Source organism: Citrobacter sp. Cb031 (assembly GCF_030336725.1).
Classification (GTDB): Bacteria; Pseudomonadota; Gammaproteobacteria; order Enterobacterales; family Enterobacteriaceae; genus Citrobacter; species Citrobacter braakii.
On record NZ_JAOWDA010000021.1, the window covers coordinates 273,021 to 289,718 of the forward strand.

General features: G+C 51.4%; 15 protein-coding genes and 1 pseudogene. 7 read left to right on the plus strand and 9 right to left on the minus strand.

Annotated elements, in window-relative coordinates:
• Positions 1 to 17: 17 nt before the first annotated feature.
• The 9 genes from tolB to cydA all read right to left on the minus strand — a co-directional run bounded on the left by tolB (position 18) and on the right by cydA (position 7,759).
• Positions 18 to 1,310 (minus strand): Tol-Pal system beta propeller repeat protein TolB, encoded by a 1,293-nt coding sequence (tolB, locus tag OGV93_RS05790; protein ID WP_003022981.1) that lies wholly within the window; start codon positions 1,308 to 1,310, stop codon positions 18 to 20.
• A gap of 127 nt (positions 1,311 to 1,437) precedes the next feature.
• Entirely contained in the window at positions 1,438 to 2,694 is a 1,257-nt protein-coding gene (tolA, locus tag OGV93_RS05795) for a cell envelope integrity protein TolA (RefSeq protein WP_016152313.1), read from the minus strand.
• Between the two features lie 64 nt (positions 2,695 to 2,758).
• Positions 2,759 to 3,187, minus strand: a complete 429-nt coding sequence (gene tolR / locus OGV93_RS05800; protein WP_003022978.1) for a colicin uptake protein TolR — start codon at positions 3,185 to 3,187, stop codon at positions 2,759 to 2,761.
• A gap of 3 nt (positions 3,188 to 3,190) precedes the next feature.
• Positions 3,191 to 3,883: a Tol-Pal system protein TolQ gene (gene tolQ, locus OGV93_RS05805; RefSeq protein WP_016152312.1), complete on the minus strand. Its 693-nt coding sequence runs from the start codon at positions 3,881 to 3,883 to the stop codon at positions 3,191 to 3,193.
• Positions 3,880 to 4,284, minus strand: a complete 405-nt coding sequence (ybgC, locus tag OGV93_RS05810) for a tol-pal system-associated acyl-CoA thioesterase (RefSeq protein WP_003831439.1) — start codon at positions 4,282 to 4,284, stop codon at positions 3,880 to 3,882. The genes tolQ and ybgC overlap by 4 nt, the downstream gene beginning before the upstream one ends.
• A gap of 330 nt (positions 4,285 to 4,614) precedes the next feature.
• Complete coding sequence (ybgE, locus tag OGV93_RS05815; RefSeq protein WP_016152311.1) at positions 4,615 to 4,908, minus strand: cyd operon protein YbgE; 294 nt, start codon at positions 4,906 to 4,908, stop codon at positions 4,615 to 4,617.
• A complete protein-coding gene (gene cydX, locus OGV93_RS05820; protein WP_003022970.1) occupies positions 4,908 to 5,021 on the minus strand; it encodes a cytochrome bd-I oxidase subunit CydX in 114 nt (37 codons plus the stop codon). Before cydX ends, ybgE begins: the two co-directional genes overlap by 1 nt.
• Positions 5,022 to 5,035: 14 nt before the next feature.
• Entirely contained in the window at positions 5,036 to 6,175 is a 1,140-nt protein-coding gene (cydB, locus tag OGV93_RS05825; protein ID WP_287109434.1) for a cytochrome d ubiquinol oxidase subunit II, read from the minus strand.
• Positions 6,176 to 6,190: 15 nt separating this feature from the next.
• Positions 6,191 to 7,759, minus strand: a complete 1,569-nt coding sequence (gene cydA / locus OGV93_RS05830; RefSeq protein WP_016152309.1) for a cytochrome ubiquinol oxidase subunit I — start codon at positions 7,757 to 7,759, stop codon at positions 6,191 to 6,193.
• Between the two features lie 1,218 nt (positions 7,760 to 8,977).
• Between cydA and glmS the strand changes: the two genes are divergently transcribed.
• The 7 genes and pseudogenes from glmS to OGV93_RS05865 all read left to right on the plus strand — a co-directional run.
• A complete protein-coding gene (gene glmS, locus OGV93_RS05835) occupies positions 8,978 to 9,427 on the plus strand; it encodes a methylaspartate mutase subunit S (RefSeq protein WP_016152308.1) in 450 nt (149 codons plus the stop codon).
• Complete coding sequence (gene glmL / locus OGV93_RS05840) at positions 9,427 to 10,815, plus strand: methylaspartate mutase accessory protein GlmL (RefSeq protein WP_047497777.1); 1,389 nt, start codon at positions 9,427 to 9,429, stop codon at positions 10,813 to 10,815. Before glmS ends, glmL begins: the two co-directional genes overlap by 1 nt.
• A gap of 18 nt (positions 10,816 to 10,833) precedes the next feature.
• On the plus strand, positions 10,834 to 12,279 hold the full coding sequence (locus tag OGV93_RS05845) for a methylaspartate mutase subunit E (RefSeq protein WP_016152306.1): 1,446 nt from the start codon (positions 10,834 to 10,836) through the stop codon (positions 12,277 to 12,279).
• Complete coding sequence (locus OGV93_RS05850) at positions 12,279 to 13,520, plus strand: methylaspartate ammonia-lyase (RefSeq protein ID WP_016152305.1); 1,242 nt, start codon at positions 12,279 to 12,281, stop codon at positions 13,518 to 13,520. The genes OGV93_RS05845 and OGV93_RS05850 overlap by 1 nt, the downstream gene beginning before the upstream one ends.
• 3 nt (positions 13,521 to 13,523) lie before the next feature.
• Positions 13,524 to 14,894 carry an acyclic terpene utilization AtuA family protein gene (locus OGV93_RS05855; RefSeq protein WP_016156013.1) on the plus strand — a complete coding sequence of 457 codons (1,371 nt, stop codon included), beginning with the start codon at positions 13,524 to 13,526 and terminating at the stop codon, positions 14,892 to 14,894.
• Positions 14,891 to 15,208, plus strand: a complete 318-nt coding sequence (locus OGV93_RS05860) for a DUF4387 domain-containing protein (RefSeq protein ID WP_287109435.1) — start codon at positions 14,891 to 14,893, stop codon at positions 15,206 to 15,208. The genes OGV93_RS05855 and OGV93_RS05860 overlap by 4 nt, the downstream gene beginning before the upstream one ends.
• A gap of 168 nt (positions 15,209 to 15,376) precedes the next feature.
• Positions 15,377 to 16,658: pseudogene (locus OGV93_RS05865) on the plus strand (dicarboxylate/amino acid:cation symporter); the annotation flags it as partial.
• Positions 16,659 to 16,698: the final 40 nt, after the last annotated feature.

Genomic DNA, 16,698 nt, shown 5'->3' on the forward strand with positions numbered 1-16,698 from the left:
TAATCAATTATTTATTATCACAGATACGGCGACCAGGCAGGGAATTTAACCTGACCATCAGTTGCCGGAAGACGCGCTTTGAAACGCCCATCTGTAGAAACCAAATTCAGCACGGATCCCATCCCCTGAGAAGAGCTGTAGATTACCATAGTGCCGTTAGGTGCCAGACTTGGCGTTTCATCCAGGAACGTTGACGACAGGACTTGTACGCCACCCGCTACCAGATCTTGTTTGGCAATGTGCTGCTGACCATTGGCTGAGCTTACCATTACCATAAACTTACCGTCGCTGCTCACATCCGCATCCTGGTTTTGCGAACCTTCCCAGGTAATACGCTGCGGAGCACCGCCGTTGACGTTAACTTTATATACCTGCGGACGACCGGCCTGGTCAGAGGTAAAGGCCAGGTTTTGGCTGTCCGGGAACCAGGTAGGTTCCGTATTGTTGCTGCGACCATCCGTCACCTGACGGATCTGACCGGAACCAATGTCCATGACATACAGGTTCAGGCTACCGGTTTTAGACAGGGCAAACGCCAGTTTGCTGCCATCCGGAGAAAACGCAGGTGCACCGTTGTGACGTGGGAACGACGCTACCTGACGAACCGCGCCATTAGACAACGTCTGAATAACCAGCGCAGAACGACCGCTTTCGAAAGTGACGTATGCTAGTTTCGAACCGTCCGGAGACCATGCCGGAGACATCAGCGGCTGCGGAGAACGGTGTACCACGAACTGGTTGTAGCCATCGTAGTCGGATACACGTAATTCGTACGGGAACTGGCCGCCGTTCGTCTGAACAACATAAGCGATACGGGTACGGAATGCACCTTTAATACCGGTCAGTTTTTCAAACACTTCGTCACTTGCAGTATGGCCCGCGTAACGCAACCACTGCTTGTTCACTTTATAGGTGTTCTGTGCCAGTACGGTACCCGGTGCGCCACCGGTATCTACCAGTTGATAAGCAACGCTGTAGGAACCATCCGGATTTGGCGTAACCTGACCTACTACCACGGCATCAATACCCAGCGCAGACCATGCGGCAGGTTGAACTTCCTGTGCGGTACCCGGCTGCTGCGGCAGACGAGAACGGTCTAACGGATTAAATTTACCGCTGTTACGCAGGTCAGCGCCTACGATACCACCGATATCTTCAGGTGCAGCACCCGGCCCTGCCCACTGGAATGGGACAACACCAATCGGGCGTGCCGAGTCCACCCCCTGGGTGATCTCGATACGTACTTCTGCGTGCAGCACCGCTGCCCACAGCATCAGAAAACCAAATGCTACTCGTAATGCCTGCTTCATCATATCTCCCTTATCTGGACGGAAAGCCCACGATAATTTAGCAGAATGTTAACAAACTCAAATACACAAAACTACCAGAACGCTGTCTCAACCTTAGACCGTTTCCCCTGAATTCTCAGGGACGTTATTACAGTTTAAAGTCCAGCTTGGCATCTTTTACTTTTTCATAAACAGCCTGGCTAGGCGGTTTAGGAATTCTGGCTGTTTTCGCAGCCGTCAGCGCAGCCTGACACAATGCCGGATCTCCGCCCTCTTCGGTCACATCCAGTAACAGACCATCGGGTGCTAACTTGATATGTAATACGCAAGATTTACCCGCATACAAATCGGCACCATACAAACGGCTCTGGATCGCATTACGAATTTGAGATGCGTAAGCACTGATATCAGCGCCAGATGCACCGCCATTTGCACCACTTGTACCACTATCTTTCGCCGGTTGACCGTTTCCTTTCGCTCCACCACCCGATTTCGGTGCATTCTTACCGGAGCTTAAGTCGCCTAACAAGTCGTCAACGCCAGAGGCTGCAGCTGCTTTTTCGGCCGCAGCCTTTTTCGCAGCCGCCGCTTTATCTGCCGCAGCTTTCTTATCGGCAGCGGCTTTCTCGGCTGCAGCTTTTTTATCTGCTGCTGCTTTTTCCGCTGCGGCTTTCTTATCAGCCGCAGCCTTTTCAGCAGCGGCAGCTTTCGCGGCAGCGGCTTTTTCTGCTTTCTCCGCAGCAGCTTTCTCGGCTGCTGCTTGCTTGGCGGCTTCAGCCTGAGCTTTCTTCGCAGCGTCTGCGGCAGCCTTAGCAGCTTGTGCTTCGGCAATTTTCTTCGCATCAGCGGCGGCTTTAGCGGCTTCAGCCTCTGCTTTTTTCTGTGCGTCCGCAGCGGCTTTCTTCGCGGCATCTGCCGCTTGTTTCGCCTGAGCATCAGCTTTGGCCTTCGCGTCTGCAGCAGCCTTCGCCGCAGCTTCTTCAGCCTGTTTCTGTTGCTCTTGCGCTTTCGCGGCGGCGGCTTCGGCCTGTTTCTGCTGTTCCGCCTGTTCGCGCACTTTTTCTTGCGCGGCTAAACGTTCTTTTTCAAGTTGCTTCAGTCGCTCTTGCTCGGCCGCCTGCTTCTCGCGAAGTTCCTCAGCTTGCTGCTGCGCCTGTTTTTCACGCTGCTCTTCTGCACGTTTAGCACTTGCCTGCTGTTGCTGTTGCCTGTCGTACTGTTGCACAACGGCGCCAGGATCGACCATAACGGCGTCGATGGACGAACCGCCACCGCCGCCGGCTGAAGCATCAATGTGCTCATCGAACGAACTCCAGATCAGCGCTGCAAATAAAATGACATGCAGCACCGCTGAAATAATTATCGCCCTTTTGAGCTTGTCGTTTTGTTCGGTTGCCTTTGACACTCTCGGTTCCCAAAAAACTGTTCGCCTGTTACGCGCTATCTTTCAAGCCAGCAAAACGCAGTCATCAGATTGGCTGCGTCATCAAGCCAACCGATTTTACGCCTGCACTGTGTAACAAGTTCAGCGCTTTAATTATTTCATCATAAGGCACGTCTTTCGCACCACCGATTAAAAAGACCGTTTTCGGATTGGTCTGCAGGCGACTTTTCGCTTCCGCGATAACCTGCTCCGGCGGCAGTTGATCCATACGATCTTTCTCAACGACCACGCTGTATTGCCCTATCCCGGAAACTTCAATAATGACCGGCGGTTCGTCGTTACTACTGACAGCTTGCGATTCGGTCGCATCCGGCAGGTCGACTTCCACACTCTGCGTAATAATCGGCGCGGTTGCCATAAAGATCAGCAACAGCACCAGTAGTACGTCGAGCAGCGGCACAATATTGATTTCGGACTTGAGTTCGCGACGACCTCGTCCACGCGTTCTGGCCATGGCTTACCCCTTGTTGCTCTCGCTAACGGTAAACGCCTGGCGGTGCAGAATCGCGGTGAACTCTTCCATAAAGTTGTCGTAATTCAGTTCCAGCTTGTTCACGCGCTGATTCAGTCGGTTGTAAGCCATAACCGCCGGGATTGCCGCAAACAGACCGATAGCCGTTGCAATCAACGCCTCCGCGATACCCGGTGCGACCATTTGCAGCGTTGCCTGTTTTACCGCGCCTAACGCGATAAATGCGTGCATGATCCCCCAAACGGTACCGAACAGACCGATATACGGGCTGATGGAGCCGACGGTGCCGAGGAATGGAATATGCGTTTCCAGCGTTTCCAGTTCACGGTTCATCGAGATACGCATCGCACGGGATGCCCCCTCAACGACCGCTTCCGGCGCATGACTATTCGCCCGATGCAGACGCGCAAACTCTTTGAATCCGCTGTAGAAAATTTGTTCCGAGCCCACCAGATTATCACGACGCCCCTGGCTTTCCTGATACAGGCGCGACAATTCAATGCCGGACCAGAACTTGTCTTCAAATGCTTCGGCTTCACGTGAAGCCGCATTAAGAATACGGGTCCGCTGGATAATAATGGCCCAGGATGCGATTGAGAAACCAATCAAAATCAACATGATAAGTTTAACCAGAAGGCTTGCCTTCAGGAACAAATCAAGGATATTCATGTCAGTCACTGCTTAAACTCCGCGACAATAGACTTGGGAAGCGCACGAGGCTTCATTTTGAGTGGATCAACGCAAACAATCAGAACTTCGGCTTCATTCAGCACGGTGTTCTCTGCGTTGACAATGCGTTGCGTGAAAACCAATGAGGTGCCACGCATTGACGTAATTTCGGTTTGGACTTCGAGCATATCGTCGAGCCGGGCAGGCGCAAAATACTCCAGCGTCATCTTGCGCACCACAAAGGCTACACGTTCGGCCAACAGGACCTGCTGACTGAAGTGATGATGACGCAGCATTTCTGTGCGTGCTCTTTCGTAAAAAGCGACGTAGCTGGCGTGGTAAACCACTCCACCGGCATCGGTGTCTTCATAGTAGACACGAACCGGCCATCGAAACATATACTTATTCATTCTTACTGCCTCTTTGTTGGCTTCGCCCACTCACACCGGTCGCTTAACTTTGTAAGCGCCTGGTGACTCGCGTTCTTGCCGCCGCGATGCTTCAAGAATGTCGTTGTATATCGCGCTGTATTCACTTTACATCCCGGTAATGCAATTAAGTTGCGTCCTGATGGTCCAGTGTCGCCACCGCACACAACTCCAGGGCACAACCTTAGGTTAATGCTTTCAAACTTCGCTACTATACGCGCGGGAATGGTGGTTTGGAATGGGGGAAAGTAAACGGAGAGTAAAAATTTATGGGCTTATGCAAGCCCATAAATATTTAAGGATGTTTCTTATTCAAAAGAAGAAGAAAATCAGACCAACAACCAGGACGATATCTGCGATTAGCGGGCAGAAAATGCCCTGCCAGTGTACGGCGCGAGGACGAAAACCAACGCCGTGAATGATGCCTGCGCAGACCGCCCACATCAGCAGGAGACCATGCCAGATTTCCAGCTCACTGGTTTTGGCCGCGAAACGTGACGGATCCCAGAATATGCAGCCAGCCAACACGATTGCCAGCACAAAGGAAAGCGCCCGCAAGGGGCGCTTGTCCATCGCGTTATACTGCATCGCGATAATGTTGGTCATCAGCTATCTTCTTGTCCGGCTTTGCCTGATTCAACGTGCTCAAGCGCCAGCGCTGTGATTATCCCAAATGCACAGGCAAGAAGCGTTCCCAAAATCCATGCGAAATACCACATTTTAAGCTCCTTACTTAGTACAGAGAGTGGGTGTTGCTTTCAATATCTTCTTTGGTGATGCGACCGAACATCTTCCAGTAACACCAGCCGGTGTACAGCAGAATGATCGGAACGAACACACAAGCTACATACGTCATCAGATTCAGCGTCAGCTGGCTGGACGTTGCATCCCACATGGTCAGACTTGCGTTCATCATGGTGCTGGATGGCATCACAAACGGGAACATTGCGATACCAGCCGTCAGGATGATGCAGGCTAACGTCAGTGAAGAGAAGACGAACGCCCATGCCCCTTTCTCCATACGAGAAGTCAGGATGGTCAACAGCGGCAGAACTACGCCCAGTGCAGGAACCAGCCACAGGATAGGTGCATTGTTAAAGTTCACCATCCATGCGCCAGCCACGCGAGCCACTTCTTTGGTCAGCGGGTTAGAGGCGGCATGATGATCCAGTGCTGAGGTCACAACATAACCGTCAATACCGTAAATCACCCACACACCAGCCAGCGCGAAGCAGACCATTGTGACCAGTGCCGCAACCTGCGACGTTGCACGCGCACGCAGATGCAGTTCACCTACCGTACGCATCTGCAGATAGGTCGCGCCCTGGGTGATGATCATCCCAACACTCACGACACCCGCCAGCAGACCAAACGGATTCAGCAACTGGAAAAAGTTACCGGTGTAGTACAAACGCATGTAGTCGTCTACGTGGAACGGAACCCCTTGCAGCAGGTTGCCGAACGCCACGCCAATAACCAGCGGTGGAACGAAGCTACCAATGAAGATGCCCCAGTCCCACATGTTGCGCCAGCGCATGTTTTCAATCTTGGAGCGGTAATCAAAACCGACCGGACGGAAGAACAAAGACGCCAGTACCAGGATCATCGCCACATAGAAACCGGAGAACGCAGCGGCATACACCATCGGCCAGGCAGCGAACAGTGCGCCACCCGCGGTGATGAGCCAAACCTGGTTACCGTCCCAGTGCGGGGCGATGGAGTTAATCATAATTCGACGCTCGGTATCATTACGACCGAGGAAACGGGTGAGCATGCCCACCCCCATGTCGAAGCCATCAGTGACCGCGAAACCAATCAGCAGAATGCCAACCAGCAGCCACCAGATAAAACGCAATACTTCATAATCGATCATTTGACGACTCCTGTCTTAGCGTGCCGGCTGAGAAGTCACAGTGGACTGCTCGTAGTGATAACGACCGGTTTTCAGGCTACTCGGCCCAAGGCGTGCGAACTTGAACATCAGATACAGTTCAGCCACCAGGAACAGGGTATACAGGCCGCAAATCAACAGCATCGAGAAGATGAGGTCGCCAGCGGTCAGCGAAGAGTTCGCTACGGCTGTTGGTAACACTTCACCAATCGCCCACGGTTGGCGGCCGTACTCTGCAACAAACCAACCGGATTCAATGGCAATCCACGGCAGAGGAATCGCATACAGCGCGGTGCGCAGCAGCCATTTTTTCTCACCGATACGGTTACGAATCACGGTCCAGAAGGACACTGCGATGATTGCCAGCATCAGAATGCCGCACGCCACCATAATACGGAAAGCGAAGTACAGCGGCGCAACGCGAGGAATAGAATCTTTCGTTGCCTGCTGAATTTGCGCTTCGGTCGCGTCGGTGACGTTATCCGTATAGCGTTTCAGCAGCAGACCATAACCCAGGTCTTTCTTCATGCTGTTGAACTGGTCGCGAACGGCCTGATCGGTAGTACCCGCACGCAGTTCTTCCAGCAGTTGATACGCCTTCATCCCGTTACGGATGCGCTCTTCGTGCTGCACCATCAGGTCTTTCAGACCAATGACCGGTGTATCAACAGAGCGGGTGGCAATGATGCCCAGCGCATAAGGAATTTGAATCGCAAAATGGTTTTCCTGCGCATCCTGGTCCGGAATACCGAACAGGGTAAAGGAAGCCGGTGCAGGCTGCGTTTCCCATTCTGCTTCAATAGCAGCGAGTTTGGTTTTCTGCACGTCGCCCATTTCATAACCGGATTCATCACCCAGAACGATAACAGACAGAATAGCAGCCATACCAAAGCTGGCGGCGATTGCAAAAGAACGTTTAGCAAACGCGAAGTCACGACCGCGCAGCATATAGTAGGAGCTGATCCCCAGAACGAACATCGCGCCACAAACATAACCAGATGCCACAGTGTGAACAAATTTCACCTGTGCTACCGGGTTGAGCACCAGTTCAGAGAAGCTCAGCATCTCCATGCGCATGGTTTCAAAGTTGAAATCCGCAGCGATTGGGTTTTGCATCCAGCCGTTCGCAACCAGAATCCACAGTGCGGACAGGTTAGAACCCAGGGCCACCAGCCAGGTGACGCACATATGCTGGACTTTACCCAAACGGTCCCAGCCGAAGAAGAACAGACCTACAAAGGTGGATTCGAGGAAGAAGGCCATCAAACCTTCGATCGCCAGCGGCGCACCGAAAATATCCCCTACATAGTGGGAGTAGTAAGACCAGTTAGTCCCGAACTGGAACTCCATGGTCAGACCGGTTGCCACACCCAGAGCGAAGTTGATACCAAACAACTTGCCCCAGAACTTGGTCATATCTTTATAAATCTGTTTGCCGGAAAGGACGTAGACCGTTTCCATGATGGCCAGCAAGAACGCCATACCTAGCGTCAGTGGCACAAACAGGAAGTGGTACATCGCGGTCAAGGCAAACTGTAAGCGCGACAGTTCGACTATATCTAACATCATGACTCCTTGCTCATCGCATGAAGACTCCGAGAGTGAACCCCGTTAGAAAGGGTCACACGCATGCCCCAATACAAATTTATCTGCTTCCCTCCGCCGCTGCTCTTTCTTCTCATTTGAAGAAAGGACAATGATGAAAGGTTACAAACATGTTAATAAAACACTCAAATTGATCCCGCAATTATATTACGCCGTAAAATCCTTACAATAAACAGGTTTTTATCGAGGTAAATTTGCATTTTTCGATAGTGATCAATTTATAGCTAATTTATCACTTTCAGACCAATTTGATCTGCAGCAATTTAACCTCTTTTGAGGTTGTTTACCAAGTTTTAAACATTGATTTAAATCAATTTTCAAATTTAATGTTAATAGTGTTTAACAGTCAGGCGACTAGTGAACGCCATGTTAACGGTATGTTTTTCAATGAGTAATTGCCGTTACTACAAATGATAGGATATTTATTTAAATCTACACGATCTTTTAACCCGCCCGACTGACAAAATTGCCAGCAGATAAAGAGTCACTATTGCTGGGTAGCTCACAGTTTTTTGTTTAGCAAGTCATGGAATTTTTATTTCATACAAATTATTCATTTAAATTTTACTTATAATTAACACCAAGATGTAACTATCTCAAATGGAAGCGAAAGCGTCCCTCATTGACTGACGCATTGGGTTTGACGTTCCTCAGCACAGCGCAGGCGTTTCGCTTAAAGCATCACTGAAAGTTATCACTCACTTCTCTTTTTCTCTTATGTGGCAACGTTTAAATATGCCACAAACAATTCATTATCATTTTTATCTTAAATTTAACAAAATATAATTATGTCATATAAGATTAAAAAATAAAAAACCGTTATCCCGTTCACAAGTTATTTAGTAAAGATAATTTTTTAAATTATAAAAAATGACACATGAATGAGACGCACAACAAAATAAGATTTCGATCACAAACATGGCAAGTCATTTATTCTTCATTTTCCTGGTAAATTAAAAAAATCCGCAAAAACAACATTCAACTACCTGATAAACAAGGATTTTTATAAATAAAAAATATAACAATCATTTTGCGCAGGATATTTTGAAAATAGATCAATTGCTTCCTTTTCCGCTTACACAGAAACTCCGAACCTATTAAGAGGTTGTCACAAACCATGTTCTAAATATTAGAAAATAATTTTCACTTATTGACCATCAGCCCTACAGAGGATTACCCATGAAGAAATCTACACTTGTTATTGGCGTCATCGGTGCTGACTGCCATGCAGTAGGTAATAAAGTTCTGGATCGCGTTTTTACTGCTCATGATTTTCACGTAATCAACCTCGGGGTGATGGTGAGCCAGGATGAATATATTGATGCCGCGATTGAAACAGGCGCCGATGCCATCGTGGTGTCCTCTATCTACGGTCATGGCGACATTGACTGCCTCGGGTTACGTGAGCGCTGCATCGAACGCGGCCTCGGCGACATTCTGCTGTACGTCGGTGGCAACCTGGTAGTTGGTAAACATGACTTCGGCGATGTGGAAGTGAAGTTTAAGGAGATGGGTTTTAACCGCGTCTTCGCACCGAGCCACGACCTGGAAGATGTCTGCGCGCTTATCACCAATGATATTCGCCAACACAATGGCCTCGAGCAGCGTTGCCTGGAAGAGGCTATCTGATGCAAACAGTTTCTGTCGATATCGGCTCGACATGGACCAAGGCTGCCCTCTTCGCCCATGAAGGCGAGGAATTAACCCTGGTAAACCATGTCCTGACCCCAACCACCACACATCATCTGGCAGACGGTTTTTTTGCCAGCCTGAATCAGGTGCTGAACGTTGCCGATGCTCGCCCGTTACTGAAAAGTGGTGAAGTGCAGTTGAAATACTCCTCCTCGGCCAAGGGTGGACTCGCCGTTGCAGCAATGGGGCTGGTGCCTTCCATTACGCTGGAATCAGCAAAAGTTACCGCCCATTCGGCAGGAGCGAAAATCGCGCAATATTATTCGTACAAACTGAACCGGCATGACATCCAGGAGCTGGAATCATCACCGCCAGACATTCTGTTGTTTACCGGTGGTACAGACGGTGGCGAAGAAAGCTACGGCCTGGCGAATGCGCATGCGCTGGCAGGCTCAACGCTTGATTGCGCCATTATCTACGCCGGAAACCGGGACATTCAGGACGAAATACAAACGATTCTGGGACATAAAGATCTGACCACGGTAGACAACATTCTGCCTGATCTCGATCACCCGAATCCGTTTGCCGCGCGCCAGGCGATTTGCGATGTGTTCTTGTCACGCATTGTCAAAGGTAAAGGTCTGGACGTCATCGTCGGCGAAACCGGCGAAGAGCCAATGCCGACGCCATGGACGGTATATGAGTTAGTCAAAGCCATTAGCGATTACGACAGCGCATGGAAGGAATTCATGCTGATTGATATGGGCGGAGCCACCACGGATGTCTATTCGGCCAGCGCGAATACCCTCTCCCCCGATACCGTCCTGCATGGTGTTCCTGAACCGTTCGTCAAACGTACCGTTGAAGGCGACCTGGGAATGCGCGTTTCCGCCGTCGTGGTGGGAGAAAGCACGCAGGATATGGTGAAAGTCATCTTCGCCCAACAACCGCAGCGCGAGGAAGCGTTTTACCGCTACCTGCGTCATCTGGTTGGGCAACCGGATTACCTGCCGCTCAGCGAGGAGGAGAAATATTTCGACACCCTGCTGGCAGGTTTGTGCGTGGGCTATGCCGCTGAGCGCCACGCGGGCACTAAAAAGCAGGTTTGCACCTGCGTGGGTAACGTGGATTTACAGATGGGTCGCGATCTCACCACCGTACGCAAAGTCGTCGGTTCAGGGGGATGGCTCTCTCGCGCCAGCCAGTTCGATATCCATAGCTGGCTCAAATACCGGGAGCTGGACGACCAGGGTAAAAGAATTTTGTTACCGAATCAGTTTGAGTATTACCGCGATTCAAATGGCCTGCTCCCGCTACTGGCAAACGTCGCCAGGCTGTACCCGCAAGCCGCTGCTCGCACCAGCATTCAGTGTTTAACCCTATAAAACTTAAGGCAGCTACGAATGGAACTTCGAAATAAAAAATTGACCCATGACGAATTCATGACCGAAAGGCATCAGGTATTACAAACCTGGGAAACCGGCAAAGACGTTGAGAACTTCGAAGATGGCGTGAAGTACCAGCAATCAATTCCGGATAAAAAGCGCTTCTCCCTTGCTCTGCTGAAGGCCGATCAGGAAGGGAAAACCCTGAGCCAGCCGCGCGCAGGCGTAGCATTAATGGATGAGCATATTGCGCTGCTCAAAACATTGCAGGAAGAGTGCGACCTCCTGCCGAGTACTATCGATGCCTATACCCGTCTGAACCGCTATGAAGAAGCCGCTGTCGGGATCCAGAAATCTATCGAAGCAGGCACTTCCAAGCTGAATGGTTTACCGGTCGTCAATCACGGGGTTGCTGCCTGCCGTCGTATGACTGAAGCGCTGGAAAAACCGATCCAGGTTCGTCACGGCACGCCGGATGCGCGCCTGCTGGCAGAAATCGCCATGGCCAGTGGCTTTACCAGCTACGAAGGCGGCGGCATCTCCTACAACATTCCTTACGCTAAACGTGTCACTCTGGAAAAATCCATCCGCGACTGGCAGTACTGCGACCGCCTGATGGGCCTGTACGAAGAGAACGGTATTCGTATCAACCGTGAACCATTTGGCCCACTGACCGGCACCCTGATCCCGCCGTTTATGTCCCACTCGGTGGCGATTATCGAAGGTCTGTTGGCTCTGGAACAAGGCGTCAAGTCAATTACCGTTGGCTACGGCCAGGTCGGTAGCCTAACGCAGGATATTGCAGCGATTCAGGCGCTGCGCGAACTTTCCCACGAATATTTCCATAACCACGGCTTTGACGATTACGAACTGAGTACCGTTTTCCACCAGTGGATGGGCGGATTCCCGGAAGATGAAGCAAAAGCCTTCTCCGTTATCGCCTGGGGCGCAGCGGTTGCCGGTATGTCAGGTGCCACCAAAGTGATCACCAAAAGTCCGCACGAAGCGTTCGGTATCCCAACGGCGGCAGCGAACGCCCAAGGTCTGAAAGCTTCACGCCAGATGCTCAACATGGTCAGCGACCAGAAATTCCCGCAGTGCGCTGCCGTGGAGCAGGAAGTTGATCTGATTAAGAGCGAAGTCCGCGCGGTGCTGAAGAAAGTCTTCGAACTGGGCAATGGCGACATTGCGCGCGGTACGGTGCTGGCCTTTGAAGCAGGCGTACTGGATGTACCTTTCGCGCCTGCCGCCTGTAACGCCGGTAAGATCCTGCCTGTTCGCGATAACACAGGCGCCATCCGTATTCTCGAAGCTGGCTCCGTTCCGCTGCCGAAAGACATTCTCGCCCTGCACCACGACTACGTCGCAGAGCGCGCGCATTTCGAAGGCCGCAAGCCTTCTTTCCAGATGGTCATTGATGACATCAACGCCGTATCCCACAGTAAATTAATAGGAAGACCATAATGAAAATTAAACAGGCCCTTTTCACAGCTGGCTACTCCTCATTTTATTTTGACGATCAGCAGGCCATCAAAAACGGCGCCGGTCATGACGGGTTTATCTATACCGGCGCTCCGGTAACGCCTGGATTTACGTCTGTTCGTCAGGCGGGTGAATGCGTATCCGTACAGCTGATTCTGGAAAACGGCGCAGTAGCAGTGGGCGATTGTGCAGCGGTGCAATATTCAGGTGCAGGTGGACGCGATCCGCTGTTCCTGGCTGAAAACTTCATTCCGTTCCTTAACGATCACATCAAACCGCTGCTGGAAGGCCGCGACGTTGATTCGTTCCTGACCAACGCCCGTTTCTTTGACGAACTGCGTATTGACGGCCATCTGCTGCATACCGCCGTACGTTATGGTCTGTCTCAGGCGCTGCTCGACGCGGCGGCACTGGCTACCGGTCGTCTGAAAGCAGAAGTGGTTTGTGATGAATGGCAACTGCCGTGCGTCCCGGAAGCCATTCCATTATTTGGCCAGAGCGGCGACGACCGTTATATCGCCGTCGACAAGATGATCCTCAAAGGTGTGGACGTCCTGCCGCATGCGCTGATCAATAACGTAGAAGAGAAGCTGGGCTTCAAAGGCGAAAAACTGCGTGAGTACGTCCGCTGGTTGTCTAACCGCATCCTGAGCCTGCGCACCAACGAAACCTATCACCCGACGCTGCATATTGATGTCTACGGCACCATCGGTCTGATCTTCGATATGGATCCGGTGCGTTGCGCCGAATATATCGCCAGCCTGGAAGCCGAAGCTCAAGGCCTGCCGCTGTACATTGAAGGCCCGGTAGATGCCGGTAACAAGCCGGATCAGATCCGCATGCTCACCGAGATCACTCAGGAGCTCACCCGTCTGGGTTCCGGCGTGAAAATTGTTGCGGATGAATGGTGTAACACCTATCAGGATATCGTGGACTTCACCGATGCGGGCAGTTGCCACATGGTGCAGATCAAGACCCCGGATCTGGGCGGTATTCACAACATCGTCGATGCGGTGCTGTATTGCAACAAACACGGAATGGAAGCCTATCAGGGCGGTACCTGTAACGAAACGGAAATCAGTGCGCGTACCTGCGTACACGTCGCGCTGGCTGCGCGTCCAATGCGCATGCTGATCAAGCCGGGTATGGGTTTCGATGAAGGTCTCAACATCGTGTTTAACGAAATGAACCGCACCATCGCGCTGTTGCAAACTAAGGATTAAGAGATGGCACGCACATTTAAGATCTTATCGCCTACGGCTATCCTGGGTTATGGCTTCCCGGAAGAAAGTTTTCGTAAAGCCATGGAAGAGTCACCGGATCTTATTGCTGTTGACGCAGGTTCCTCCGATCCAGGCCCCCACTATCTGGGGGCGGGTAAACCCTTTACCGACCGGGCCGGTGTGAAACGCGATCTGCGCTATATGATCGTGGCAGGCGTGAAGAACAACATCCCGGTAGTGATCGGCACGGCCGGTGGTTCTGGCGCAGCTCCGCATCTGGAGTGGTGTCGCCAGATAATCCATGAGATCGCACAGGAAGAAAAACTGTCCTTCTCAATGGCGTTAATCCCGTCTGATGTCGACAAAGAAATCGTTCATCAGGCGCTGGATAACGGCAAAATCACCGCGCTCGATTTTGTGCCTGAACTGACTCACGATGCAATTGAAGAGAGCACCTACATTGTCGCGCAGATGGGCGTCGAGCCTTTTCAGCGTGCACTCGAAGCTGGCGCGCAGGTGGTTCTGGGCGGACGTGCCTACGATCCGGCCTGCTTCGCCGCGCTGCCAATAATGCAGGGCTTTGATGAAGGTCTGGCACTTCATTGCGGGAAGATCCTTGAGTGTGCTGCCATTGCCGCCACCCCTGGCTCCGGCTCAGATTGTGCGATGGGGATCATTGATGACAACGGCTTTACGCTGAAGGCGTTCAATCCCAAGCGTAAGTTCACTGAAACTTCCGCTGCGGCGCACACCCTGTATGAGAAGTCCGATCCGTACTTCCTGCCAGGACCAGGCGGCGTGCTAAACCTGAAAGCGTGCACCTTTACCCAGGTTAACGAGGGCGAAGTGTATGTCAGTGGTTCACGTCATGAAGAAACACCGTATGCGTTGAAACTGGAAGGCGCGCGTCAGGTTGGCTTCCGTTGCCTGACCATCGCCGGAACGCGCGACCCAATTATGATTGCCGGGATTGACACCATTCTCGAAGAGGTACAGGCAAGCGTGGCGCGTAACCTCTCTCTGAATGACGACAGTATCCGCATGACGTTCCACCTGTATGGTAAGAACGGTGTGATGGGCAACCATGAACCGATGAAAACCGCCGGTCATGAGCTGGGGATTTTACTGGATGTCGTTGCGCCGACGCAGGATATCGCCAACAGCGTTTGCTCGCTGGTACGCTCTACCCTGCTGCACTACGGCTATGAAAATCGCATTGCGACTGCGGGCAACCTCGCCTTCCCGTTCTCGCCATCTGATATTCAAAGTGGACCGGTGTATGAGTTCTCGATCTATCACCTGATTGAAGCGAGCGATGCGCTGCGATTTGATTTCCACATTGAACAGGTGACGCCAGAAGGAGTTCAGGCATGAAACACTCAATTTGTTCACTGGCGCAGGTTATTCGCTCCAAAAACGCCGGACCGTACGAACTGGTCTTAGATATTTTATTTAAAACCAGGGAAGAATATCAGCGGGTAAAAGCCTGCGAGCAATTAACACCGCAGCTTATTGCCAGTTTATATAATGTTGAACCTGACTTTATTCACAATATCGTGTGGTTCGATCCGGCGAACGCCGTAAAAATCGTCATGCCGCGCGATATTATTTCCGGCAACGTCGGTGACAATGATGTTTATGGTGCGCAGCAACACGCTCCATTATTAAGTATTGAGTTCGACTTGTAACAAAAAACACAATAACAACCATTGGAGCACAGAATTCAGCGGTATCACAGTGCTTCGAATTATTCATGCGGTTGGTCACAACAGGCGTGCGTCTGAGCTACTGTCCAGGCTCAGGCGCACGCCACCCTACACAATTCCAATTACCAGCCTTTATCCGATGGAGTACACATGAAGAAAATAAGTTTAACGAAGATGATCATATTAGGCCTGATACTCGGCATGATTGCCGGGGTGGCCATAAATAATATGGCCGCGGCTGAAACCGCAAAATCCTATGCAGCAGATATTTCTATTTTTACCACCATATTCTTACGCATGGTAAAAATGATTATCGCGCCATTGGTTATTTCAACTCTGGTTGTTGGTATTGCCAAAATGGGCGATGCCAAAACGCTGGGACGTATATTTTCGAAAACCTTCTTCCTGTTTATTTGCGCCTCTCTGGTGTCAATTGCACTGGGTCTGGTTATCGTTAACATCTTCCAGCCAGGCGCGGGGATCAACTTCGTGCCACATGACGTCGGGGCTGTTGCCGCCGTTAAGTCAGAGCCATTCACGCTGAAAGTGTTCATCTCGCACGCGGTACCGACCAGTATTGTCGATGCGATGGCGCGTAATGAAATTCTGCAGATCGTGGTGTTCTCAATTTTCCTCGGTTGCAGCCTGGCCGCGATTGGTGAAAAAGCCGAGCCTATCGTGAAGGTTCTGGATTCACTGGTACACGTGATGCTGAAGCTGACGGGCTACGTCATGCTGTTTGCACCATTGACCGTTTTTGCCGCTATTTCTGGTCTGATTGCCGAACGTGGTCTGGGTGTGATGGTCAGCGCCGGGATCTTCATGGGTGAATTCTATCTGACCCTGGGTATGCTGTGGGCAATCCTGATTGGCCTGTCAACCATGATAGTCGGGCCTTGCATCGCGCGTTTGACCAAATCAATCCTCGAGCCTGCACTGCTGGCCTTTACTACCTCCAGCTCAGAAGCCGCCTTCCCTGGCACCCTGGACAAGCTGGAAAAATTCGGCGTTTCTTCAAAAATCGCCAGCTTCGTTCTGCCTATCGGTTACTCCTTTAACCTGGTCGGCTCCATGGCGTACTGCTCATTTGCCACCGTCTTTATTGCTCAGGCGTGCAACATTGAGCTGAGCATGGGCGAGCAAATTACCATGCTGTTAATCCTGATGCTGACCTCTAAAGGGATGGCGGGCGTACCGCGTGCATCAATGGTGGTTATCGCCGCAACCCTGAACCAGTTCAACATTCCTGAAGCCGGTCTGATCCTGTTGATGGGCGTCGATCCGTTCCTCGATATGGGTCGTTCTGCTACCAACGTCATGAGTAACGCAATGGGTGCTGCCATTGTAGGTCGCTGGGAAGGTGAACACTTCGGCCAGGGTTGTCGTGGCACTGCGCCAGTGAAGACCCCGGAACAAGAACGTCCGGTTACCGAAACAGAAGTTGCGTTGTCCTGATACGACGTTATTGCCGG

Excerpts from the sequence above, each read along its gene's own strand:
- tolB (WP_003022981.1), bottom strand. The coding sequence starts at position 1,310 with ATGAAGCAGGCATTACGAGTAGCATTTGGTTTTCTGATGCTGTGGGCA.
- ybgC (WP_003831439.1), bottom strand. The coding sequence starts at position 4,284 with ATGAATAAGTATATGTTTCGATGGCCGGTTCGTGTCTACTATGAAGAC.
- ybgE (WP_016152311.1), bottom strand. The coding sequence starts at position 4,908 with ATGACCAACATTATCGCGATGCAGTATAACGCGATGGACAAGCGCCCC.
- OGV93_RS05845 (WP_016152306.1), top strand. The coding sequence starts at position 10,834 with ATGGAACTTCGAAATAAAAAATTGACCCATGACGAATTCATGACCGAA.
- cydX (WP_003022970.1), bottom strand. The coding sequence starts at position 5,021 with ATGTGGTATTTCGCATGGATTTTGGGAACGCTTCTTGCCTGTGCATTT.
- OGV93_RS05850 (WP_016152305.1), top strand. The coding sequence starts at position 12,279 with ATGAAAATTAAACAGGCCCTTTTCACAGCTGGCTACTCCTCATTTTAT.
- cydA (WP_016152309.1), bottom strand. The coding sequence starts at position 7,759 with ATGTTAGATATAGTCGAACTGTCGCGCTTACAGTTTGCCTTGACCGCG.
- glmL (WP_047497777.1), top strand. The coding sequence starts at position 9,427 with ATGCAAACAGTTTCTGTCGATATCGGCTCGACATGGACCAAGGCTGCC.
- cydB (WP_287109434.1), bottom strand. The coding sequence starts at position 6,175 with ATGATCGATTATGAAGTATTGCGTTTTATCTGGTGGCTGCTGGTTGGC.
- OGV93_RS05860 (WP_287109435.1), top strand. The coding sequence starts at position 14,891 with ATGAAACACTCAATTTGTTCACTGGCGCAGGTTATTCGCTCCAAAAAC.
- glmS (WP_016152308.1), top strand. The coding sequence starts at position 8,978 with ATGAAGAAATCTACACTTGTTATTGGCGTCATCGGTGCTGACTGCCAT.
- tolR (WP_003022978.1), bottom strand. The coding sequence starts at position 3,187 with ATGGCCAGAACGCGTGGACGAGGTCGTCGCGAACTCAAGTCCGAAATC.
- OGV93_RS05855 (WP_016156013.1), top strand. The coding sequence starts at position 13,524 with ATGGCACGCACATTTAAGATCTTATCGCCTACGGCTATCCTGGGTTAT.